Annotated in this window: 20 protein-coding genes and 1 pseudogene; 10 read left to right on the top strand and 11 right to left on the bottom strand. The window is 65.4% G+C overall.

The window, feature by feature from the left end; genetic code table 11:
- Positions 1–328: LemA family protein (locus ACE5CZ_RS07130; RefSeq protein WP_374946636.1), on the top strand; the 328-nt coding region annotated here is incomplete at its 5' end.
- Positions 329–347: 19 nt separating this feature from the next.
- A complete protein-coding gene (locus tag ACE5CZ_RS07125; protein ID WP_374946635.1) occupies positions 348–1,238 on the top strand; it encodes a M48 family metallopeptidase in 891 nt (296 codons plus the stop codon).
- Here ACE5CZ_RS07125 and ACE5CZ_RS07120 read toward each other — a convergent pair.
- A complete protein-coding gene (locus ACE5CZ_RS07120) occupies positions 1,235–2,425 on the bottom strand; it encodes a winged helix-turn-helix domain-containing protein (RefSeq protein ID WP_374946634.1) in 1,191 nt (396 codons plus the stop codon). The genes ACE5CZ_RS07125 and ACE5CZ_RS07120 overlap by 4 nt on opposite strands.
- A gap of 72 nt (positions 2,426–2,497) precedes the next feature.
- Here ACE5CZ_RS07120 and ACE5CZ_RS07115 point away from each other — a divergent pair, with 72 nt between their 5' ends.
- A complete protein-coding gene (locus ACE5CZ_RS07115) occupies positions 2,498–3,598 on the top strand; it encodes an AI-2E family transporter (protein WP_374946633.1) in 1,101 nt (366 codons plus the stop codon).
- Positions 3,595–4,851 (top strand): threonine ammonia-lyase, encoded by a 1,257-nt coding sequence (gene ilvA / locus ACE5CZ_RS07110; protein WP_374946632.1) that lies wholly within the window; start codon positions 3,595–3,597, stop codon positions 4,849–4,851. The genes ACE5CZ_RS07115 and ilvA overlap by 4 nt, the downstream gene beginning before the upstream one ends.
- Positions 4,852–4,860: 9 nt before the next feature.
- On the opposite strand, the gene greA is transcribed toward ilvA, so the two are convergent.
- Together greA and ACE5CZ_RS07100 are read right to left on the bottom strand one after the other, a co-directional pair.
- Entirely contained in the window at positions 4,861–5,352 is a 492-nt protein-coding gene (gene greA, locus ACE5CZ_RS07105) for a transcription elongation factor GreA (RefSeq protein WP_374946631.1), read from the bottom strand.
- Positions 5,353–5,422: 70 nt separating this feature from the next.
- Positions 5,423–5,821: a DUF4307 domain-containing protein gene (locus ACE5CZ_RS07100; RefSeq protein ID WP_374946630.1), complete on the bottom strand. Its 399-nt coding sequence runs from the start codon at positions 5,819–5,821 to the stop codon at positions 5,423–5,425.
- Between the two features lie 86 nt (positions 5,822–5,907).
- Here ACE5CZ_RS07100 and mca point away from each other — a divergent pair, with 86 nt between their 5' ends.
- Together mca and ACE5CZ_RS07090 are read left to right on the top strand one after the other, a co-directional pair.
- Entirely contained in the window at positions 5,908–6,783 is an 876-nt protein-coding gene (mca, locus tag ACE5CZ_RS07095; RefSeq protein WP_374946629.1) for a mycothiol conjugate amidase Mca, read from the top strand.
- The gene (locus tag ACE5CZ_RS07090) at positions 6,770–7,060 is read left to right on the top strand and encodes a hypothetical protein (protein ID WP_374946628.1); all 291 of its coding nucleotides are present in this window, start codon (positions 6,770–6,772) and stop codon (positions 7,058–7,060) included. The genes mca and ACE5CZ_RS07090 overlap by 14 nt, the downstream gene beginning before the upstream one ends.
- A gap of 2 nt (positions 7,061–7,062) precedes the next feature.
- On the opposite strand, the gene ACE5CZ_RS07085 is transcribed toward ACE5CZ_RS07090, so the two are convergent.
- Entirely contained in the window at positions 7,063–7,770 is a 708-nt protein-coding gene (locus tag ACE5CZ_RS07085) for a hemolysin III family protein (RefSeq protein WP_374946627.1), read from the bottom strand.
- Positions 7,771–7,839: 69 nt separating this feature from the next.
- Here ACE5CZ_RS07085 and ACE5CZ_RS07080 point away from each other — a divergent pair, with 69 nt between their 5' ends.
- The 3 genes and pseudogenes from ACE5CZ_RS07080 to ACE5CZ_RS07070 all read left to right on the top strand — a co-directional run.
- Positions 7,840–8,625 (top strand): isoprenyl transferase, encoded by a 786-nt coding sequence (locus ACE5CZ_RS07080; protein WP_374946626.1) that lies wholly within the window; start codon positions 7,840–7,842, stop codon positions 8,623–8,625.
- A gap of 276 nt (positions 8,626–8,901) precedes the next feature.
- Positions 8,902–10,242, top strand: coding sequence for a PhoH family protein (locus ACE5CZ_RS07075; RefSeq protein WP_374946638.1), 1,341 nt, complete (start codon positions 8,902–8,904; stop codon positions 10,240–10,242).
- Positions 10,243–10,328: 86 nt separating this feature from the next.
- Positions 10,329–10,679, top strand: a pseudogene (locus ACE5CZ_RS07070) (hypothetical protein); the annotation flags it as partial.
- Between the two features lie 270 nt (positions 10,680–10,949).
- On the opposite strand, the gene ACE5CZ_RS07065 reads toward ACE5CZ_RS07070, so the two are convergent.
- The 5 genes from ACE5CZ_RS07065 to xseA form a co-directional block, all read right to left on the bottom strand.
- On the bottom strand, positions 10,950–12,374 hold the full coding sequence (locus ACE5CZ_RS07065) for a class II fumarate hydratase (RefSeq protein ID WP_374946625.1): 1,425 nt from the start codon (positions 12,372–12,374) through the stop codon (positions 10,950–10,952).
- A 106-nt stretch (positions 12,375–12,480) separates the two neighbouring features.
- A complete protein-coding gene (locus ACE5CZ_RS07060; RefSeq protein ID WP_374946624.1) occupies positions 12,481–13,089 on the bottom strand; it encodes a carbonic anhydrase in 609 nt (202 codons plus the stop codon).
- Entirely contained in the window at positions 13,086–13,751 is a 666-nt protein-coding gene (locus ACE5CZ_RS07055; protein WP_374946623.1) for a DUF4245 domain-containing protein, read from the bottom strand. The genes ACE5CZ_RS07060 and ACE5CZ_RS07055 overlap by 4 nt, the downstream gene beginning before the upstream one ends.
- A 2-nt stretch (positions 13,752–13,753) precedes the next feature.
- Complete coding sequence (locus tag ACE5CZ_RS07050; protein ID WP_374946622.1) at positions 13,754–13,984, bottom strand: exodeoxyribonuclease VII small subunit; 231 nt, start codon at positions 13,982–13,984, stop codon at positions 13,754–13,756.
- A gap of 10 nt (positions 13,985–13,994) precedes the next feature.
- Positions 13,995–15,257, bottom strand: coding sequence for an exodeoxyribonuclease VII large subunit (xseA, locus tag ACE5CZ_RS07045; protein WP_374946621.1), 1,263 nt, complete (start codon positions 15,255–15,257; stop codon positions 13,995–13,997).
- A 94-nt stretch (positions 15,258–15,351) separates the two neighbouring features.
- Between xseA and ACE5CZ_RS07040 the strand changes: the two genes are divergently transcribed.
- Complete coding sequence (locus tag ACE5CZ_RS07040) at positions 15,352–16,407, top strand: 4-hydroxy-3-methylbut-2-enyl diphosphate reductase (protein WP_374946637.1); 1,056 nt, start codon at positions 15,352–15,354, stop codon at positions 16,405–16,407.
- Positions 16,408–16,439: 32 nt separating this feature from the next.
- Here ACE5CZ_RS07040 and ACE5CZ_RS07035 read toward each other — a convergent pair whose 3' ends face one another.
- Positions 16,440–16,976 carry a DUF6264 family protein gene (locus ACE5CZ_RS07035; RefSeq protein ID WP_374946620.1) on the bottom strand — a complete coding sequence of 179 codons (537 nt, stop codon included), beginning with the start codon at positions 16,974–16,976 and terminating at the stop codon, positions 16,440–16,442.
- A 13-nt stretch (positions 16,977–16,989) separates the two neighbouring features.
- Positions 16,990–17,744, bottom strand: a 755-nt coding sequence (fbaA, locus tag ACE5CZ_RS07030; RefSeq protein ID WP_374946619.1) for a class II fructose-bisphosphate aldolase, incomplete at its 5' end; no start/stop codon positions are given.

Below are 17,744 nucleotides of genomic sequence, written 5' to 3'. Positions count from 1 at the left end.
GACCCTGCAGGCACGGGGCCCGGTCGACGCATCCGTCGCCGAGACCCACATGCAGACCGCGCTCAAGAGCATCTTCGCCGTGGCCGAGGCCTATCCCCAGTTGCAGGCGAGCCAGAACTTTTTGCAGTTGCAGGCCGAGCTTGTCGACACCGAAGACAAGGTGCAGGCGTCGCGCCGCTTCTACAACGGCGGCGTGCGAGAACTCAACACGAAGACCCGCGTCTTTCCGAACAATTTCTTCGCTAAGAGACTCGGTTTCACCGAACGCGACTTCTTCGAGGTGGCCGACCTCGCCGCCATCGCGGAGCCGCCGCGCGTGCAGTTCTAGCCTCGAAATAAGAGGCCGAATGTACCGGGCGATAGCCAGGAACAAACGCAACACCGTCATCATCATCCTGGTCTTCCTTCTGATCATCGGCGGTCTCGGATACCTGGCCAGCGTGATCTACCAGAACACGACGATCGTCGTCATCACCGTGGCGATCTCCCTCGCCTATGCGGTATTCCAGTATTTCTTTGCCAGCAGGCAGGCGATCTCCTCCAGCGGCGCCGTCCAGATCCAGAAGTCCGATAATCCGCGGCTCTGGCGGATAGTCGAGAACCTCTCGATCACCACGGGCACGCCCATGCCGGCCGTCTACATCGTGACCGATCCGGCGCCGAACGCCTTCGCCACGGGGCGTGATCCGCAGCATGCCAGCGTCGCCGCAACGACAGGTCTGCTCGACATCATGACCGACGCCGAACTCGAGGGCGTGATGGCCCACGAGCTGGGCCACGTGCGCAACTACGACATCCGCGTGTCGATGATCGTCTTCGGGCTCGTCGTCGCCGTGGGTTTCATCGCCGACATGTTCCTGCGCTTCGCCTTCTTCGGTGGCGGGCGCAACAACAACAACGGGGGCGGCGGGGGCAACCCCGTCGTGCTCATCCTCGGCCTCGTCGCCATGCTGGTCGCTCCGCTCGTAGCTGGTCTCGTGCAGGCCGCCGTCTCGCGCCAGCGCGAATACCTCGCGGATGCGACGGGCGCGTTGACGACCCGGCATCCGGATGCCCTCGCCAGCGCCCTCGAGAAGTTGCAGGCCTACGGGCGTCCGATGCAGAGGCAGTCGTCGTCGATGTCGCACATGTGGATCGCCGATCCCCTGAAGCCCGGCATGCTCAGCCGCCTCTTCAGCACTCACCCTCCCATCGTCGACCGCGTGGCGCGGCTCGAGAAGATCGGCGGCGAGTTCTAGGCGGCAAGTTCGGCCGCGAGCGCTGCGGCCAGGTTGCCTTTCTGCGACACCTCGATGGCGTCGAGGCCCTGCCAGTTCATCGTCTGGTGCAGCAGTGGCACAATTCGTGCCGCCGTCTCAGCGGGCGCACCGGCCTCAGACCAGGATGCCCGCACGCGCAGGATCCTCGCCGAACGGACGTTCTTGAGGTCGAGCCAGCCGACGACCCAGACATCGATGAGCACGGGCAGCACGTAGTAGCCGAACACACGCTTGGGCTCGGGGGTATAGATCTCGATGCGGTAGTGCACATCGAATAGGCGGAGCGCCCGGGCGCGCGCCCACACGACCGGGTCGAACGGGGAGAGCAGGGCCGTCGCATCCATTCGCCGGGGCAGCCGTGCATCGCGGTGAAGCCACGCGGGCTTTGCCCAGCCGTCGATGGCGACCGGCAGCAGCTCGCCCGAGTCTTCGAGTTGGTGAATGGCGGGGAGCGCGTCGACCGCCTTGAGTCGGAAGTAGTCGGCGAGATCGTCGGCCGTTCCCACCCCGTGCGCGCGGGCGGAGATGGAGACGAGTCGGCGCATCGCCTCGTCGCGCGGAACGTGCACCTCGCGCACCGCCGCGGGAAGGACCTGCTCGGGCAGGGCGTAGACGCGCTCGAAGCGGGTTCGCCCGGCAGTGACGACATCTCCTTGCGCGAACAACGTTTCGAGCCCGCGCTTGACGTCTGACCAGCCCCACCACGAACCGCTTCGCGTGTTGGATTCGTGCTCGATCTCGCTCGCCCGCATGGGGCCTTTGGCGGAGAGCTCGGCGAGCAGCCACGCGGTCATGGGCCTGTTCGCGCTGAGCCACGACCCGGAATCGGCCTCGGCTCGCTCGCGAAACTGCTGTTGTCGCCAGCGCAGCAACGGCAGGGTATCGACGGGAATGAACGAGGCCTCGTGCGCCCAGTACTCGGTGATTCGGGGCGAGTAGGTGACCCGGTCGAGCTGCGCCTTGTCGTAGCTGCCGAGGCGGGCGAAGACCGGCAGGTAGTGGCTGCGCTCGAAGACGTTCACCGAGTCGATCTGCAGCAGGCCGAGCCGATCGATCAGCGCACCGAGCTGTCGCACGCCGGCAACGGCGCCCGTCGGCGGGCGCCCGAACCCCTGGGCGGCCAGCGCGACGCGACGGGCGAGGGCGGGGGAGAGCGACTGGGCCATGCATTCGAGGGTACCCACGCACCGCCGACAGTGACTGAATCCCGCGCCGGGCAGCGCGTCTAGAATGAGGACATGTCCGAGCCTGACGTGAATGACGCTGCAGTGCCTGCCGGTCTGCGGATCGCGGGTGCCTGGTCGTGGCGCCTGCTCGCCATCGTCGGCGCGCTTGCGGTGTTCTTCTTTCTCGTGTCGTACCTCCGTCTTCTGGTCATTCCGCTCCTGATAGCGACATTGCTGTCCGCGCTCCTGGTTCCGCTGAAAAACTGGCTCGTCTCTCATCGCTGGCCCAGGTGGTTGGCCATCGCCGTGGCCGAGCTCGGCACCCTCGTAATCGTCGCGGCCCTCATCTATCTGGTCGTGGCGCAGGTGCGTGCCGGGTTCGGCGACCTTCGAGACCAGACCGTCGCGAGCGTCCAAGACCTCCGTGACTGGCTGACGCAGCCGCCGTTCACCGTCTCGGACAGCGATCTCACGAGCTACATCGGCGACGCCATGTCGTTCATTCAAGCCGACTCGTCGGTGCTGCTCTCCGGTGCTCTGTCGGTCGGCTCCACGGTGACAGAACTCTTCGCAGGGGTACTGCTGACCCTCTTCTCGACCCTCTTCATCTTGATCGACGGCAGGGGCATCTGGGCGTGGATCGTGCGAATCTTCCCGCGCCAGGCGCGCACCGCTCTCGACGGCGCAGGCAAGGCCGGATGGCACACCCTGCAGAACTTCATCAAAGTGCAGATCCTCGTCGCCACGATCGACGCCATCGGCATCGGCACGGGAGCGGCTATTCTGCAACTGCCTCTGGCCATCCCCATCGCCGTGCTGGTCTTTCTCGGATCGTTCATCCCCGTGATCGGCGCGGTCGCAACGGGTGCACTCGCCGTGTTCATCGCCCTCGTCTACAACGGCTGGGTGGTCGCCCTGATCATGCTCGGAATCGTGCTGCTCGTACAGCAGATCGAGGGCCACGTGCTTCAGCCCCTCGTCATGGGAACGGCTGTCAAGGTCCATCCGCTGGCGGTCGTGCTCGCCGTTGCCGGTGGATCCGTCGTCGCGGGAATACCCGGAGCCCTGTTCGCCGTGCCGATCGTGGCCGTGCTCAACGTGATGATCGGCTACATCGCCCGCGGCGACTGGCGAAAACCTCTCTCGACACCGAAAGACATTGTTCTCGAATGACCGACGCATTGACGCAACCCCACGCCAGGACCATCCCTGCTCTCGACGACATGATCGAGGCGCGCGAGCGGGTGTCGCGCATCGTCGATCCCACTCCCATGGAGACGTCGCGTTTTCTCTCGACCGAATTGGGCGCCCCGGTTTTCCTGAAACTCGAGAACTTGCAGCGCACGGGCTCCTACAAGATCCGCGGTGCCTACAACAGGCTCTCCCGATTGACCGTCGACGAACAGGCCCGGGGCGTCGTCGCCGCATCCGCCGGCAATCATGCGCAAGGAGTCGCTTTCGCCGCTCGCGAGCTCGGCATCTCGGCCACGATCTTCATGCCGCTCGGCGTTCCCCTGCCGAAGCTGCAGGCCACCAAGCAGTATGGCGCCGATGTCGTGCTGCGCGGCCACAGCGTCGAAGAGGCCCTGCGGGCGGCGGCAGAGTTCGCCGAGACGACAGGGGCGGTGTTCATCCCGCCATTCGATCACCCGGACATCGTGATGGGCCAGTCGTCGCTCGGTCTCGAGATTCTCGACCAGGTGCCCGACCTCGAGACGGTGATCGTGCCGATCGGCGGCGGCGGGCTCATCTCGGGGGTCGCGTCGGCGGTCAAGAGACGCGCCGAGCTCGAACGCCGCGCCATCCGGGTCATCGGTGTGCAGGCGGCGAACGCGGCCGCCTACCCTCCGTCGCTCGCTGCGGGCGAGCCCACTCAGATCACGACGTCGCCCACCATGGCCGACGGCATCCACGTCGCGAAGCCGGGCATCCTCAATTTCGCCATCGTGCAAGAACTCGTCGACGAGGTGATCACGGTCTCCGAAGCCGACATGGCGAAGGCGCTGCTGGTGCTCCTCGAGCGCGCCAAGCAGGTCGTCGAGCCCGCGGGCGCGGTAGGCGTGGCCGCGATCTTGTCGGGGCAGGTCACCGCGTCGGGCCCGACGGTCGTGATCCTCTCGGGAGGAAATATCGACCCGCTGTTGATGCTGAGGCTCATCAACTACGGTCTGGCCGCATCGGACAGGTACCTCAAGATGCGCATCATGCTTCCCGACCGGCCGGGGCAGCTGGCCCGCACGTCAGAGCTGCTCGCCGAGGCGAACGCCAACGTGCTCGAAGTTCTGCACACCCGCCACGGCAAAGGACTCCAGATCAGCGAGGTCGAACTCGAATTGAGCGTCGAGACGCGCGGACCGGAGCACCGCCAGCAGGTGCTGGATATGCTGCGTGAGGCCGGCTACGACCCGCGCATCAGCGACGACTGAGCGCGCTGATCAGGCGCGGTAGGTGTCGACCTTGACGATCTCGACGTCGATGTTGCGACCCGTCGGTCCGACGAACGAGGTCGTGTCGCCGACTTTGAGGCCGATGATCGCCTGACCCAATGGGCTCGACTCGCTCCACACGTCGAGGTCGTTGTCGCCCGCAATCTCGCGGTTGCCGAGCAAAAAGACCGTCTCGTCGCCCGCGACCAGGGCCGTGATGACGGTGCCGCCCTCGACGACACCGTGGCTCTCGGGGATCTCGCCGACCTCTGCGGTGCGCAGCAACAGGGTCAGCTGGCGGATCCGGGCCTCCATCTTGCCCTGCTCTTCTTTGGCGGCGTGGTAGCCGCCGTTTTCTTTCAGGTCGCCCTCTTCGCGGGCCATTTCGATCTTCTTGGCGATGTCGGTGCGGCCGAACCCGCTGAGCTGGTCGAGCTCGTTCGTGAGGCGGTCGTAGGCCTCCTGGGTCAGCCACGTGACCTGGGCTGCATCGTCTGCCATCGGAACTCCCTTTGTACGGATATGGCCCGCAAATATGGCCCGGAAAATCTCCCGGGCATCGAGGAAGAGCCTAGGTGAGCCAGCAGCGGTAAATCAAACCTGTGACCGACTGCTCGGTCGTGCGGATGGTCTCCTTGATTCCCCTCGTTGCCATGTCGGAGGCGGGAAAGTCGACTACTTTCCAGCCGACGATGGCGAACTTCGCGCTCTGCGCCTGAAGCGCACAACTCGAGGTGGACCCCTTCGGCACGGTGAGCAGGAAGTCGATCGACACCGAGTGCTCGTCGATGACCGTGTGTCGCGTGTCTTTCGCCTCGATCGCGGCACTCGAGTTGTCGAGCCCTGCCCAGACGACCCAGCCCACGAGGACCACGGCGAACACGGCCGCGGTGACCAGCGCGATGAGACGCGTGCGCCGAGTGTTGGCGCGCGTTCGCCCGTAGCGGATGGCAAGGTCGTCACGCGTCACGGATGGGTGCCTCTCGAAGCAGCGATTAGTCTTAGGTGTTGGCTTAGATGTCTAGGCTAATCGGCAAAGCTGAGGAGACGAGACCGATGACGCTGCGCCTGATGGCCGTGCACGCGCACCCCGACGACGAGTCGAGCAAGGGCGCGGCGACGTACGCCTACTACCTCGATCGCGGCGTCGAAGTCATGGTGGTGAGCTGCACCAGCGGCGAACGCGGCAGCATCCTCAACGAGACCTTGGCCGAGCGCCCCCATGCCGAACGTGACATCGCGGGTCTCCGCCGCTACGAGATGGCGGCGGCGCAGAAGGTCGTCGGCTTCGAGCACCGCTGGTTGGGCTACGCAGACTCCGGCCTTCCCGACGAGGGCGAGCCGCTACCGGCGAACGTCTTCGCGGCGATCCCCGTCGAGATCTCGGCAGAACCTCTCGTGCGACTCATTCGCACGTTCAAGCCGCAGGTGCTCCTCACCTACGACGAGAACGGGGGTTATCCGCATCCCGACCACATCCGCTGCCACGAGATCTCGGTGCGGGCGCTGGAGGCAGCATCCGATGCCGCGGCGTACCCCGGCTCGGGAGAGCCGTGGAGCGTCTCGAAGCTGTACTACGACCGCATCTTCAGCTACCAGCGTATGAAGGCCGTGCACGACGAACTCGTCGCGACCGACCCTGAGAGCCCGCTCATCGCATCCATGACCGAGATGCGTTCGTGGATGAAGGAGAGCCCCTTCCTCGCCACGACGCAGGTGCCTGCCGGCCCATTCTTCGATGTGCGCGACAACGCGCTCCGGGCGCACGCAAGCCAGGTTTCTCCCGACAGCTCGTTCTTCTTCTGGCCCAACGAGCTGCAGCAGAAGGCGTGGCCGTTCGAGGACTACCAGCTGATCTCCTCGACCGTTGAGACGAGCATGCCCGAGGCGGACCTGTTCGCCGGAATCGAGGACGACGATGCACAGCCTTGACCAGTTCACCGCGTCGCTGACGACCGGCCTGCTACGTGCCGCCGACCAGCCGCAGTTCGACCCCGACACGGTCACGCCCGGGTTCATCGGGTTTCTCGCCACGTTCGGCGTGGCGGTCATCGTCATTCTGCTGGTGATCGACATGGTGCGACGAGTGCGCCGGGTCAACTACCGAGAACAGGTACGCCAACAACTCGCGCACGAGGCACTGGATGCCGAGGGCACGGTGGGCGGTGACGCCCCGTCGCCGGGCGCGCCCGACGACGCCGCTCGCTGAGATCAGCCGCCGTAGGCCGGCCTCAGCACGATGAGCAGGATCGCACTCCAGTGGCAGAGGAACGCCACGAGTGTGAGCGCGTGGAAGATCTCGTGAAAGCCGAAGCGCCCGGGGAACGGGTTGGGCCGCTTGAGCGCGTAGACGACGGCACCGACGGTGTAGCAGAGGCCGCCGACGAGAACGAGAAGCATCATCGCGGCATTGGTAGCCAGCAGGTCGCCCAGGTACATCACGGCGGCCCAACTCAGCACGAGGTACAACAGAACGTAGAGCCACCGGGGGGCGTCGATCCAGAACACCCGGAAGCCGATTCCGAACAGTGCGCCCGCCCAGACCAGGCACAACAACAGGATGCCTTTCTCGGGCGGTAGGGCCAGCACGGCGATCGGTGTATAGGTTCCAGCGATCAGCAAGAAGATGTTGGCGTGGTCGATGCGCTTGAGCAGCCGCTTCATGCGCGGCTTCCAGTTGAAGCGGTGGTAGAGCGCGGAATTGCCGAAGAGCAGCAGGGAAGTCGCCATGAACACGGCGCTGGCCGCCTTCGCGGCGGCTCCGTCTGCGAGACAGATGAGCACGATCCCCGCAGCGATCGCAAGGGGGAAGGTGCCGGCGTGGATCCACCCTCGCCAGGTGGGCTTGACCTCGAAATCGTGCTCGGCTGCGTCGTCGACGAGCGGAACGTGGAGAAGGGAGGGGTCGTTCGCGGCCATCACCTCAGGCTACGCGTCGCGCGTTCGCGCCGCTGTGAGTTTCTCTGTGAAGACAGGTAGCGTATCCGTGTGTCCATCGAAGAGAACCCCCGGGGAAGCGGCTTCCTCTACGGCCTCTATCAGAAGCGACTGCGGCGCGAACTCTCGGTCGATGCTCTTCCGCACCACGTCGCGATGATCATCGACGGCAACCGTCGCTGGGCCAAACAGAGACTTCTCGGCACGGCGGCGCACGGTCATCGTGCGGGGGCCGCGAAGATGCGCGAATTTCTGGTCTGGTGCGACGACCTCGGAATCCAGGTCGTCACCCTGTACCTGCTGTCGACAGACAATCTCACGAGCCGCAACACAGACGAGCTCGCCGAGCTCGTCGACATCATCGCCGAGCTGGCCGGTGCCCTCTCGCATTTCCGCGACTGGCGTATCAAGCACGTGGGCAGCGACCTCGGCCTTTCGCCGACGCTGGTCACCGCGCTCGACGAGGCGGAGGGTCGAACCGCCGCGCACACCGGGCTGCACGTCAATCTCGCGGTGGGCTACGGCGGTCGCACCGAGATCGCGGATGCCGTGCGCAGCATCATCCGGGCCCACCAGCAGCAGGGCCACACGCTCGAAGACCTCGCCGCGAGCATCGACCAGGAACTGATCGCCGAGCACCTCTACACGGGCGGTCAGCGCGATCCCGACCTGGTCATCCGCACGTCGGGCGAGCAAAGACTGAGCGACTTCATGCTGTGGCAGAGTGCCCACAGCGAGTTCTATTTCATGGAGGCCCTCGGTCCGGACATCCGTGAGGTCGACTTCCTCCGGGCGCTGCGTGACTACTCGCGAAGAAATCGCCGCTTCGGCGGCTGAGCCCACGGTGTCCGCGTCATGAGTTGTCGGGGGCCCGTCGTTTACATGAACGTAACCGAATTCGGGGCGTGTCGTCATCCGTCGAAAGCAGACGGCACGTAGCGTCGACGTCATCAGGTATGGCACCTGGTCGAGTCGGCCACATAAGTACGACTCGAGGAAAACCTAAAGACTTGAGAAAGGCTTAGGGGCCGACTCGCCACAGTGATCCGAGTGCAGTGCGCGCTCGGGGTTGGAGTAGTCGTGGCCGATCGCAATTCCCACCAGTCAGCCGACATCGAGGCCCGCACGCGGGCGTCGAGCTCGGCACCGGCATCCGTGAGCCAGAAAGAACGAACCTACGTTCTCGACACCTCGGTGCTGCTGTCCGATCCGAAGGCGATCTTCCGTTTCGCGGAGCATCCCGTCGTCCTTCCGGTCATCGTGATCACCGAGCTCGAATCGAAGCGCAACGACCCGGAGATCGGATACTTCGCCCGCCAGGCGCTGCGCAACCTCGATGAACTCCGGGTGCTGCACGAGCGGCTCGATTTTCCGATCGCCGTGGGCGAAGGAGGAACCCTGCGCGTCGAACTCAACCACTCCAACATGTCGGTGCTTCCGTCGGGCCTGCAGCTGAATGACAACGATTCCCGCATCCTCGCCGTCGCCCTCAACCTGGCAAACGACGGACTCGATGTCACCGTCGTGTCGAAGGATCTGCCACTGCGCGTCAAGGCGGCATCCATCGGCCTGGCCGCGGAAGAATACCGGGCCGAGCTCGCCGTCGATTCCGGATGGACCGGACTCGCCGACATCACCCTCGGCTCAGACCAGATGTCGGCGCTCTACGAATCGGAGGGCATGGACACCGACCTCGTCGACGGCATCCCCGTGAACACGGGTCTCGTCATCCACTCCGACCGCGGTTCGGCGCTGGGGCGGGTCACGGGAAAGAGGAGCTTTCGGCTCGTTCGTGGTGACCGTGACGTGTTCGGGCTGCACGGACGCTCAGCAGAGCAGCGGGTGGCCATCGACATGCTGCTCGACCCCGAGGTCGGAATCATCTCGCTGGGAGGTCGGGCCGGAACGGGAAAGTCGGCCCTGGCGCTCTGTGCGGGGCTCGAAGCCGTTCTCGAGAAGCAGCAGCACCGCAAGATCATGGTGTTCAGGCCCCTGTATGCGGTCGGTGGGCAGGAGCTCGGCTTTCTGCCGGGCGACGCCTCCGAGAAGATGAACCCCTGGGCACAGGCGGTCTTCGACACACTCGGATCGATCGTGTCGCAGAACGTGATCGACGAGGTGATCGAGCGCAACATCCTCGAGGTTCTGCCGCTCACCCACATCCGCGGACGTTCGCTGCATGACGCCTTCGTGATCGTCGACGAGGCGCAGTCGCTGGAGCGCAATGTACTGCTCACCGTTCTGAGCCGCATCGGCCAGAATTCCCGAGTTGTGCTGACGCACGACGTGGCCCAGCGCGACAACCTGCGCGTCGGTCGGCACGACGGCGTCGCCTCGGTCATCGAGACGCTGAAGGGGCATCCGCTGTTCGGTCACATGACGCTGACCCGCTCGGAGCGCTCGGCCATCGCGGCGCTGGTGACCGAGATGCTGGAGTCGAACGAACTGGCCTGATGAGCGTTGTGCGGGGCGTGACGAGAGAAGAAGGCCTTGTGGATAACTTCTGACGGCTCGCCCCGCATCTCGTTACGGTAAAGCGCATGACCTCGCCGCCCGCCGCAGGAGAGCACATCGGACTGCTGGAGGTCGTGCGGTCAGCGCATCCGGCCCAGGTAGTTGTCGTCGGCGTGCTTGTGGTTCTCGCCTGTGCGACTGTTCAGGTGGCGCCGGGGCTCGCGACTGCCCTCTGGCTCGCCCTGGTCACTCCCAGCCTCGTGATCCTCGACCTCCGCGTGCGGCGCCTACCGAACGTGCTCGTCGTTCCCGGGCTCGTCACAGTGCTCGTCGACGGGGTCTGGGCGACCATCGCCTCGGCGACGATGCCTCTCGCGGCCTGCGTCACCACGGCGATCATCGCTGCAGCGATGCTCGCCTTCAATCTGTTCGGCGGGCTGGGCATGGGAGACGTCAAGCTGAGTGTGGTGATCGCCGGATGCCTGTCGATCGTGTCGCCGTTCCTCGCCGTCACGGCCGTGACCGCTCGCCTTCTTTCTCGGCGGAGCGTACTCGGCGGTGCTGCTTCTTCGGCGGCGTGGGCAGGGCAGCATGCGCATCGCCTTCGGACCGGTGCTGCTGCTCGCGTTCTGGCTCGTCGTCGTGCTGCGTGCCGTCGAGGTGCTCTCCGTGGTCTCCTCGTGACAGACGAACCTCCGGTGACCCGCTCAGACTTTGGGCGGCGTCGTCATCGAGAGCACGTCGAGGGCGGTATCGAGCTGCTCGAGGGTGACCTCTCCCCGCTCCACGAATCCGAGTTCGATGACGGCCTCGCGCACGCTGACCTTGTTGGCGACCGAATGCTTGGCGATCTTGGCGGCCGCCTCGTACCCGATGATGCGGTTCAGCGGCGTGACGATAGAGGGGGATGACTCGGCGAGGGCGCGGGCGCGGTCGAGGTTGGCCTCGAGCCCCGACACCGTCTTGTCGGCGAGCAGCACCGACGAGTTCGTGAGCAGTCTGATCGACTCGAGCAGCGCGGTTCCCATGACCGGGATGGCGACATTGAGCTCGAACGCGCCCGAGGCGCCCGACCAGGCGATGCTCGCGTCGTTGCCGATGACCCGTGAGCAGACCATGAGTACGGCCTCCGGTATGACCGGATTGACCTTGCCGGGCATGATCGACGACCCGGGTTGCAGGTCGGGGATGTGCAGTTCGCCCAGGCCGGCGTTGGGCCCGGAGCCCATCCATCGCAGGTCATTGCAGATCTTGGTGAGGCTCACGGCGAGCACCCGAAGGGCGCCGGATGCCTCGACGAGCGAATCCCGTGCGCCTTGCGCCTCGAAATGGTCGCGTGCTTCGGTGATGGGAAGGCCGGTCTCTTCGGCGAGCAGACGGATGACCAGTTGGGGGAAGCCGGCGGGCGTGTTGATGCCTGTTCCGACGGCCGTGCCGCCGAGCGGAACCTCGGCAACGCGGGGGAGTGCCGACTGAACGCGCTCGATGCCGAGGCGGATCTGCATCGCGTAGCCGCCGAACTCCTGGCCGAGTGTCACCGGAGTTGCGTCCATCAGGTGGGTTCGACCCGCCTTCACGGCGGACTTCCAGAGCGCTGCCTTGGCTTCGAGGGCGACAGCGAGGTGATCGAGGGCCGGAATCAGCTGGGTGAGGAGCGCGCTTGTGACCGCGACGTGCACGGAAGTCGGGAAGACGTCGTTCGACGACTGTGACGCGTTGACGTGGTCGTTCGGGTGAACGGGGCTGCCGAGGCGCGCGGTCGCGAGGGTACTGAGAACCTCGTTCATGTTCATGTTCGACGAGGTGCCGCTGCCGGTCTGGTAGACGTCGATGGGGAACTCGCCGTCGAGCGACCCCGCGATGACATCGTCGGCTGCGGACGCGATGGCATCGGCGACGGACTGGTCGAGTACTCCGAGCTGCGCGTTCGCCAAGGCCGCCGCCTTCTTGATGCGCGCGAGGGCCGAGATCTGCGCGGATTCCAGCCCGGCGCCCGAGATCGGGAAGTTCTCGACGGCACGCTGCGTCTGAGCGCCATACTTGGCGTCGATGGGCACGCGTACCTCGCCCATCGTGTCGTGCTCGATCCGGAACTCGTCGGTTCCGGTCGTTCCGGTTGCTGTGTCCACCACTGTGTGGCCTGCCTTTCTATGGGATTCGCCCGGTTGGGCGTTGTTCGTGCGTCTGAACGTGTGTGCGACGGAGAGTGTGCGACTGAAGAGGGCGTCGATGCCGTTATCAGACGGAGCCGATCACGAGGTCGGGAACTGCTCGGCCCTCGGCGAGACGATAGTTCGCACCGACGATGGCGAGTCGGCCCTCCGCCACCGCGTCGGTGATCAACTCCGAATTCTCGAGAATCTCACGAACCGTGTCGCGCAGATGCAGCCGCCCGACCTCGTGAGCGTCGGCACCGGCAGCCCGCACCGCAGGGGTGATCTTATCGATGATTGTGCGGATGTGAACAGGCAGGAGTGGCGCGTCAGGCCCGACTGACTCGATGGCCGCCTTCACTGCCCCGCACTCGTCGTGGCCGAGGACGACGATCAGAGGAACGCCGAGCACAGCGACGGCGTACTCGAGGCTGCCGAGCACGGAGTCGGAACTGACCTGACCGGCATTGCGCACAACGAAGAGGTCGCCGAGTCCTTTGTCGAAGATGATCTCGGCGGCGAGACGCGAGTCGCTGCAGCCGAAAAGCGCCGCTCGGGGAGCCTGCCCCGCCGCGACGTGATGTCGGCGCTCGACGTCTTGCCGGGGGTGGCGAGGGGTGCCGCTGATGAATCGCTCGTTGCCTCGAACCATCTCGGCCCAGACCTTCTCCGGAGTAGCCAATTCGTCGCTCATGGTGTGGCCTCTGTCGTCTGCTGCTCGATGGCGTCGGTGATGGTCGACGCCAGTGCCTGTGCTTCTTCGGGGGTAGCCGTTCCCGCCACGATGAACGTGCTGCGGCCGGAGTCTGTGGTGAGTGCGTACCTGACGTTTCCGACATCGCTGTCGGAATCGCGATTGTCGTAGACGATCCAGTCGATGCCGTCGATCGTGATCGAGCCGCTGGGTGAGGTCTGCCGCAATTCGGTGACGAGCCAGCTCGGGTTGGCGTCCACAGCCTGGGTGATCGAGAGAAACTGCTTCGACGGGGTGATGAGCCCGATGAACCATGAGGTCACGCCGTCGAGTCGGGCGGTTCTGATCTCTGCGACATTCGACGACCACGTGTCGGGCAATTCCGGCACGGCCAGGGGAACGGGCAGCGTGCGCTGAGCGCTGACTGCCACAGCCCGGTAGTCGATCGCCTGCAACCGGGAGGAGTCGTCGCGCGGAACGATCAAAACGATTGCGGCGACGATCGCGACGGTGACTCCGACGGCGACCCACAGGTTTCGGATCGTCTTGCTGTCGCGGTAGTTCTTGGAGTTCTGGGCTTTGCGGTTCGCCGCTTCTTCAGGCGTCTCAGGTCGCCCGAGTTCCGCCACGATGGGGCGTGCCTTCGGTTCGCGGCGTGCCACCTCTACTCGGCGACCGATTGCCGGGCTGCATCGAGGCGCGCCTTGGCCCCGATCAGCCAGTGCTCGCACCGCCGGGCGAGCGCTTCGCCGCGTTCCCACAGTGCAAGCGACTGCTCGAGTGTCGATGAACCCTGTTCGAGTTCGGTGACGACGCGCACGAGTTCGTCACGAGCCTGCTCGTAACTGAGCGCGTCGATGTCTTCTGTCGACAGTGTTGTCGCGGAGGAGGGCATGGTTCCAATCTTATTCTGCGGTGACGGGGATGACGGATGCGACGGGGGTGCGAGCGCCGTTCGATGTGGCGCGGATGGCTCCGTCGGAGACGGTGATCGTGAGGAGCGAACCGCTGGGCGCGTCGGAACGGCCTCGAACGATTCTGCCCTCGTCGGCCTGCACGATGGAGTATCCGCGGTCGAGGGTGCGTTGCGGCGACAGGGCGCGAAGGTGGGCCACGAGTTGGCGGGTACTGTCGTCTGCCCGTTCGACGAGCCGCACGGCGAGTTCGCTGCCCCGGGCGACATAGCGCGTGAGCTCATCGCTTCGCACGTCGGTGATCCAGTTCGAGCCGGCGAGGACAGGGCGGCTTCTCAGCTGGCCCAGTCGGTCGATCTCGTTCTTGATGACGTGATTGACGCGCACGCCCAGTCGCGCCCGCGCTTGTAAGACCCGCGAAAGCTCTTCGGCGACGTCGGGCACAACCCGCTTGGCGGCGTCGGTCGGCGTCGACGCGCGCAGGTCGGCCACGTCGTCGAGCAGGGGGCGATCTGCCTCGTGACCGATGGCGCTGACGATCGGGGTGGTTGCCGCGGCTGCGGCGCGCACGACGCTCTCGTCGCTGAAGCCCAGCAGGTTCTGAAAATCTCCACCGCCTCGAGCGATGATGATGACGTCGACCTCGGGATCGGCGTCGAGTTGCTGGATCGCAGCAGTGACCTCACGCGGGGTGCGATCGCCCTGCACGGCGGCATGCACGACGCGAAAGTCGACGGACGGCCACCGCAGCTGGGCGTTGCGGAGCACGTCTTTCTCGGCATCGCTGTCTTTGCCTGTGATCAAGCCCACGCAGTGTGGAAGAAACGGGAGCCGCTTCTTTCGTGACACGTCGAAAAGTCCCTCGGATGCGAGTTGTCGCCGCAACCGCTCGAGTCGCTCGAGGAGGTCGCCGAGCCCGACGTGACGCATCTCAAACACCTGCATCGTGAGCGTTCCGCCCTTGAGCCAATAGTTCGGCTTGACCAGGGCGACGACCCGGTCTCCTTGCGTGAGGTCTTCGGGAATCTTGCCTCGAACGCTCGACCAGATGGTGAATCCGATGGTGACGTCGTCGGTGACGTCGCGCAGTTTGCCGTAGACGTTCGAGCCCGACACCCCCCACTGCGTGATCTGCCCCTCGACCCACGCCGTTCCGAGTCTGTCGATGTAGCCCTTGATCTTGCTCGAGAGCAGGGCGACGGGCCAGGGATTCTCCAGAGTCGCCGGAGCGCCGGCCTGCGGGGCGTCTGTCATGCGGGTGCTCCCTGCGCGTGGTTCAGTCGACGGCCGACCTCCGCGTTTTCACGGTTACCATTGAGGAGTGAGCCAAGCCACTATCAGTCTGCCGATGCCGAGGATTCCCGGCGTACGAAACAGGCTAAAGGATACCCCCGTCACCGGGGAGAAGAAGGTGCTTCTCGCAGCGCCTCGCGGCTACTGTGCAGGAGTGGACCGCGCGGTCGTCGCCGTAGAGAAAGCACTCGAGCACTATGGCGCCCCGGTCTACGTGCGCAAACAGATCGTGCACAACATCCACGTCGTGCAGACGCTCGAGAAGCGCGGCGCGATCTTCGTCGAAGAGGTCGACGAGGTTCCGACAGGAGCCCACGTCGTCTTCAGTGCACACGGCGTGTCACCCGCCGTCGTTCAGGGTGCAGCCGATCGCGGCCTCCAGGCCATCGACGCGACCTGCCCGCTCGTCACCAAGGTGCACCGCGAGGCTGTGCGCTTCGCGCGCGACGACTTCGAGATTCTTCTCATCGGGCACGAGGGACACGAAGAGGTAGAGGGAACAGCCGGTGAGGCTCCCGAGCACACCACGCTGGTGGGCAGCCCCGACGAGGCGGACACGGTCGTCGTCCGCGATCCCGACAAAGTGGTCTGGCTGTCGCAGACCACCCTGTCGGTCGACGAGACGATGGAGACGGTCAACCGACTCCGCGCCCGGTTCCCGAACCTGCAAGACCCGCCGAGCGATGACATCTGCTACGCCACGCAGAACCGCCAGGTGGCCATCAAGAAGGTCGCCAAGAACGCCGATCTCGTGATCGTCGTCGGCTCGGCGAACTCGTCCAACTCCGTGAGATTGGTCGAGGTGGCCCTCGAATACGGTGCCAAGGCGGCCTACCGCGTCGACTATGCGCACGAGGTGAAACAGGAGTGGCTCGACGGCGTCAACACCGTCGGCGTCACGAGCGGCGCCTCCGTGCCCGAGGTGCTGGTGCAAGATCTGCTCGACGAGCTGGCCGGGGCCGGCTACGGCGACATCGAGACCGTCATCACGGCCGAGGAAGACCTGATCTTCTCGCTGCCGAAAGAGCTTCGCAAAGACTTGACGGGAAAGAGCGACGCCCGCGCGCTGGGCGGTCGCCGAGCCGGCGCGGACCCCTCGACCTCGGAGTAGATCGCGGCGAGCAGCAGCCCCGATCCACGTCGTCAGCTCGCGCTGATGCTCGCCAGCAGCCCGGGGTCCGCGACGAGGGCCAACACCACGCATCCGAATGTCACGATCATCGCGAGGGCGCCTATCAACAGCGGCACGGGCCACGACCGTCGGCGCTGCCCGACGAGACGAACCGTCAGCCAGATCGCCCCTGCGAGCAGCACGAGCTGGGTCACAGCCGCGACCGCTCCCGCGATGTCGACGGCCGAGCCGCCCCCGTACTCGCCGAGGCCCCGATCCGCGTAGAACATGTCGATCGTGCTGCGCAGGCCGAACAGCGACGGCACCGTCGACGAGGTGAGCATCACCGCCAGCACGAGCAGAGCAACCGAAATCGCCGCGTCGCCGGTTCGCCAGGGCTTGCTGGATGCGCCCCCGGTGGCAGTCGTGCGTGCGTTCTTCTGCGGCGATTCGACCGAGGCGGCGGCGTGTGAACCGGCCTCAGCGGAGTGCGGATCGGCCGGCGGCGACCAGACCCACCCCTCGGGTGCGATTTCGCCGTAGCGGGGAGTGGGTCGGTCGTCTGCCATCGGAAGTGACGAGCTACTTGCCGGCGTTGCCGGCCGAACCGAGCTGGTTCGTCGCTTCGATGACGCGGGCGGCCATTGCCGTCTCGGCGATCTTTCCCCACGAACGCGGGTCGTAGACTTTCTTGTTGCCCACCTCACCGTCGACCTTGAGAAAACCGTCGTAGTTCTTCAGCACGGTGTCGGCGACGGAGCGGCTGAACGCGTACTGGGTGTCGGTGTCGATGTTCATCTTGATGACCCCGTTCGCGACGGCTTCGGAGATCTCGGCATCGGTCGAGCCGGAGCCGCCGTGGAAGACGAGGTCGAAGGGCAGCGGCCCGGTTCCGTACTTGGCCTGCACGCCGTCTTGAATCTCTTTGAGGAGTTCGGGGCGGAGCTTGACGTTGCCCGGCTTGTAGACGCCGTGCACGTTGCCGAAAGTGAGTGCCGCCATGTAGCGACCCTTGTCTCCGAGCCCGAGAGCCTCGACCGTCGCGATCGCGTCGTCGACGGTTGTGTAGAGGTGCTCATTGATGTCGTGGCTCACGCCGTCTTCTTCTCCGCCGACGACGCCGATCTCGACCTCGAGGATGGCGTGGATGGCGCTGGTTCGGGCGATCATGTCCTGCGCGATCTCGAGGTTCTCGGCGAGCGGCACGGCCGAGCCGTCCCACATGTGCGACTGGAAGATGGGGTTGCGCCCCGCCTTGACCTCCGTCTCCGATGCCGCGATGAGCGGAAGCACGAAGCTCTCGAGCGCATTCTTCGGGCAGTGGTCGGTGTGCAGCG

Origin of the sequence: Agreia sp., assembly GCF_964263775.1 — a bacterium.
Taxonomy (GTDB): domain Bacteria; phylum Actinomycetota; class Actinomycetes; order Actinomycetales; family Microbacteriaceae; genus Agreia.
Note: the sequence above shows the minus strand (reverse complement) of the source record. Positions and strands in the feature narration are given on the sequence as shown.

Bases quoted from the DNA above. Each gene is read 5' to 3' on its own strand.
- ACE5CZ_RS07060 (WP_374946624.1), bottom strand. From the start codon at position 13,089: ATGAGCGACGAATTGGCTACTCCGGAGAAGGTCTGGGCCGAGATGGTT.
- ACE5CZ_RS07125 (WP_374946635.1), top strand. From the start codon at position 348: ATGTACCGGGCGATAGCCAGGAACAAACGCAACACCGTCATCATCATC.
- mca (WP_374946629.1), top strand. From the start codon at position 5,908: ATGACGCTGCGCCTGATGGCCGTGCACGCGCACCCCGACGACGAGTCG.
- greA (WP_374946631.1), bottom strand. From the start codon at position 5,352: ATGGCAGACGATGCAGCCCAGGTCACGTGGCTGACCCAGGAGGCCTAC.
- ACE5CZ_RS07115 (WP_374946633.1), top strand. From the start codon at position 2,498: ATGTCCGAGCCTGACGTGAATGACGCTGCAGTGCCTGCCGGTCTGCGG.
- ACE5CZ_RS07040 (WP_374946637.1), top strand. From the start codon at position 15,352: ATGCCGAGGATTCCCGGCGTACGAAACAGGCTAAAGGATACCCCCGTC.
- ACE5CZ_RS07085 (WP_374946627.1), bottom strand. From the start codon at position 7,770: ATGGCCGCGAACGACCCCTCCCTTCTCCACGTTCCGCTCGTCGACGAC.
- ACE5CZ_RS07035 (WP_374946620.1), bottom strand. From the start codon at position 16,976: ATGGCAGACGACCGACCCACTCCCCGCTACGGCGAAATCGCACCCGAG.
- ACE5CZ_RS07120 (WP_374946634.1), bottom strand. From the start codon at position 2,425: ATGGCCCAGTCGCTCTCCCCCGCCCTCGCCCGTCGCGTCGCGCTGGCC.
- ACE5CZ_RS07050 (WP_374946622.1), bottom strand. From the start codon at position 13,984: ATGCCCTCCTCCGCGACAACACTGTCGACAGAAGACATCGACGCGCTC.
- ACE5CZ_RS07090 (WP_374946628.1), top strand. From the start codon at position 6,770: ATGCACAGCCTTGACCAGTTCACCGCGTCGCTGACGACCGGCCTGCTA.
- ilvA (WP_374946632.1), top strand. From the start codon at position 3,595: ATGACCGACGCATTGACGCAACCCCACGCCAGGACCATCCCTGCTCTC.
- xseA (WP_374946621.1), bottom strand. From the start codon at position 15,257: ATGACAGACGCCCCGCAGGCCGGCGCTCCGGCGACTCTGGAGAATCCC.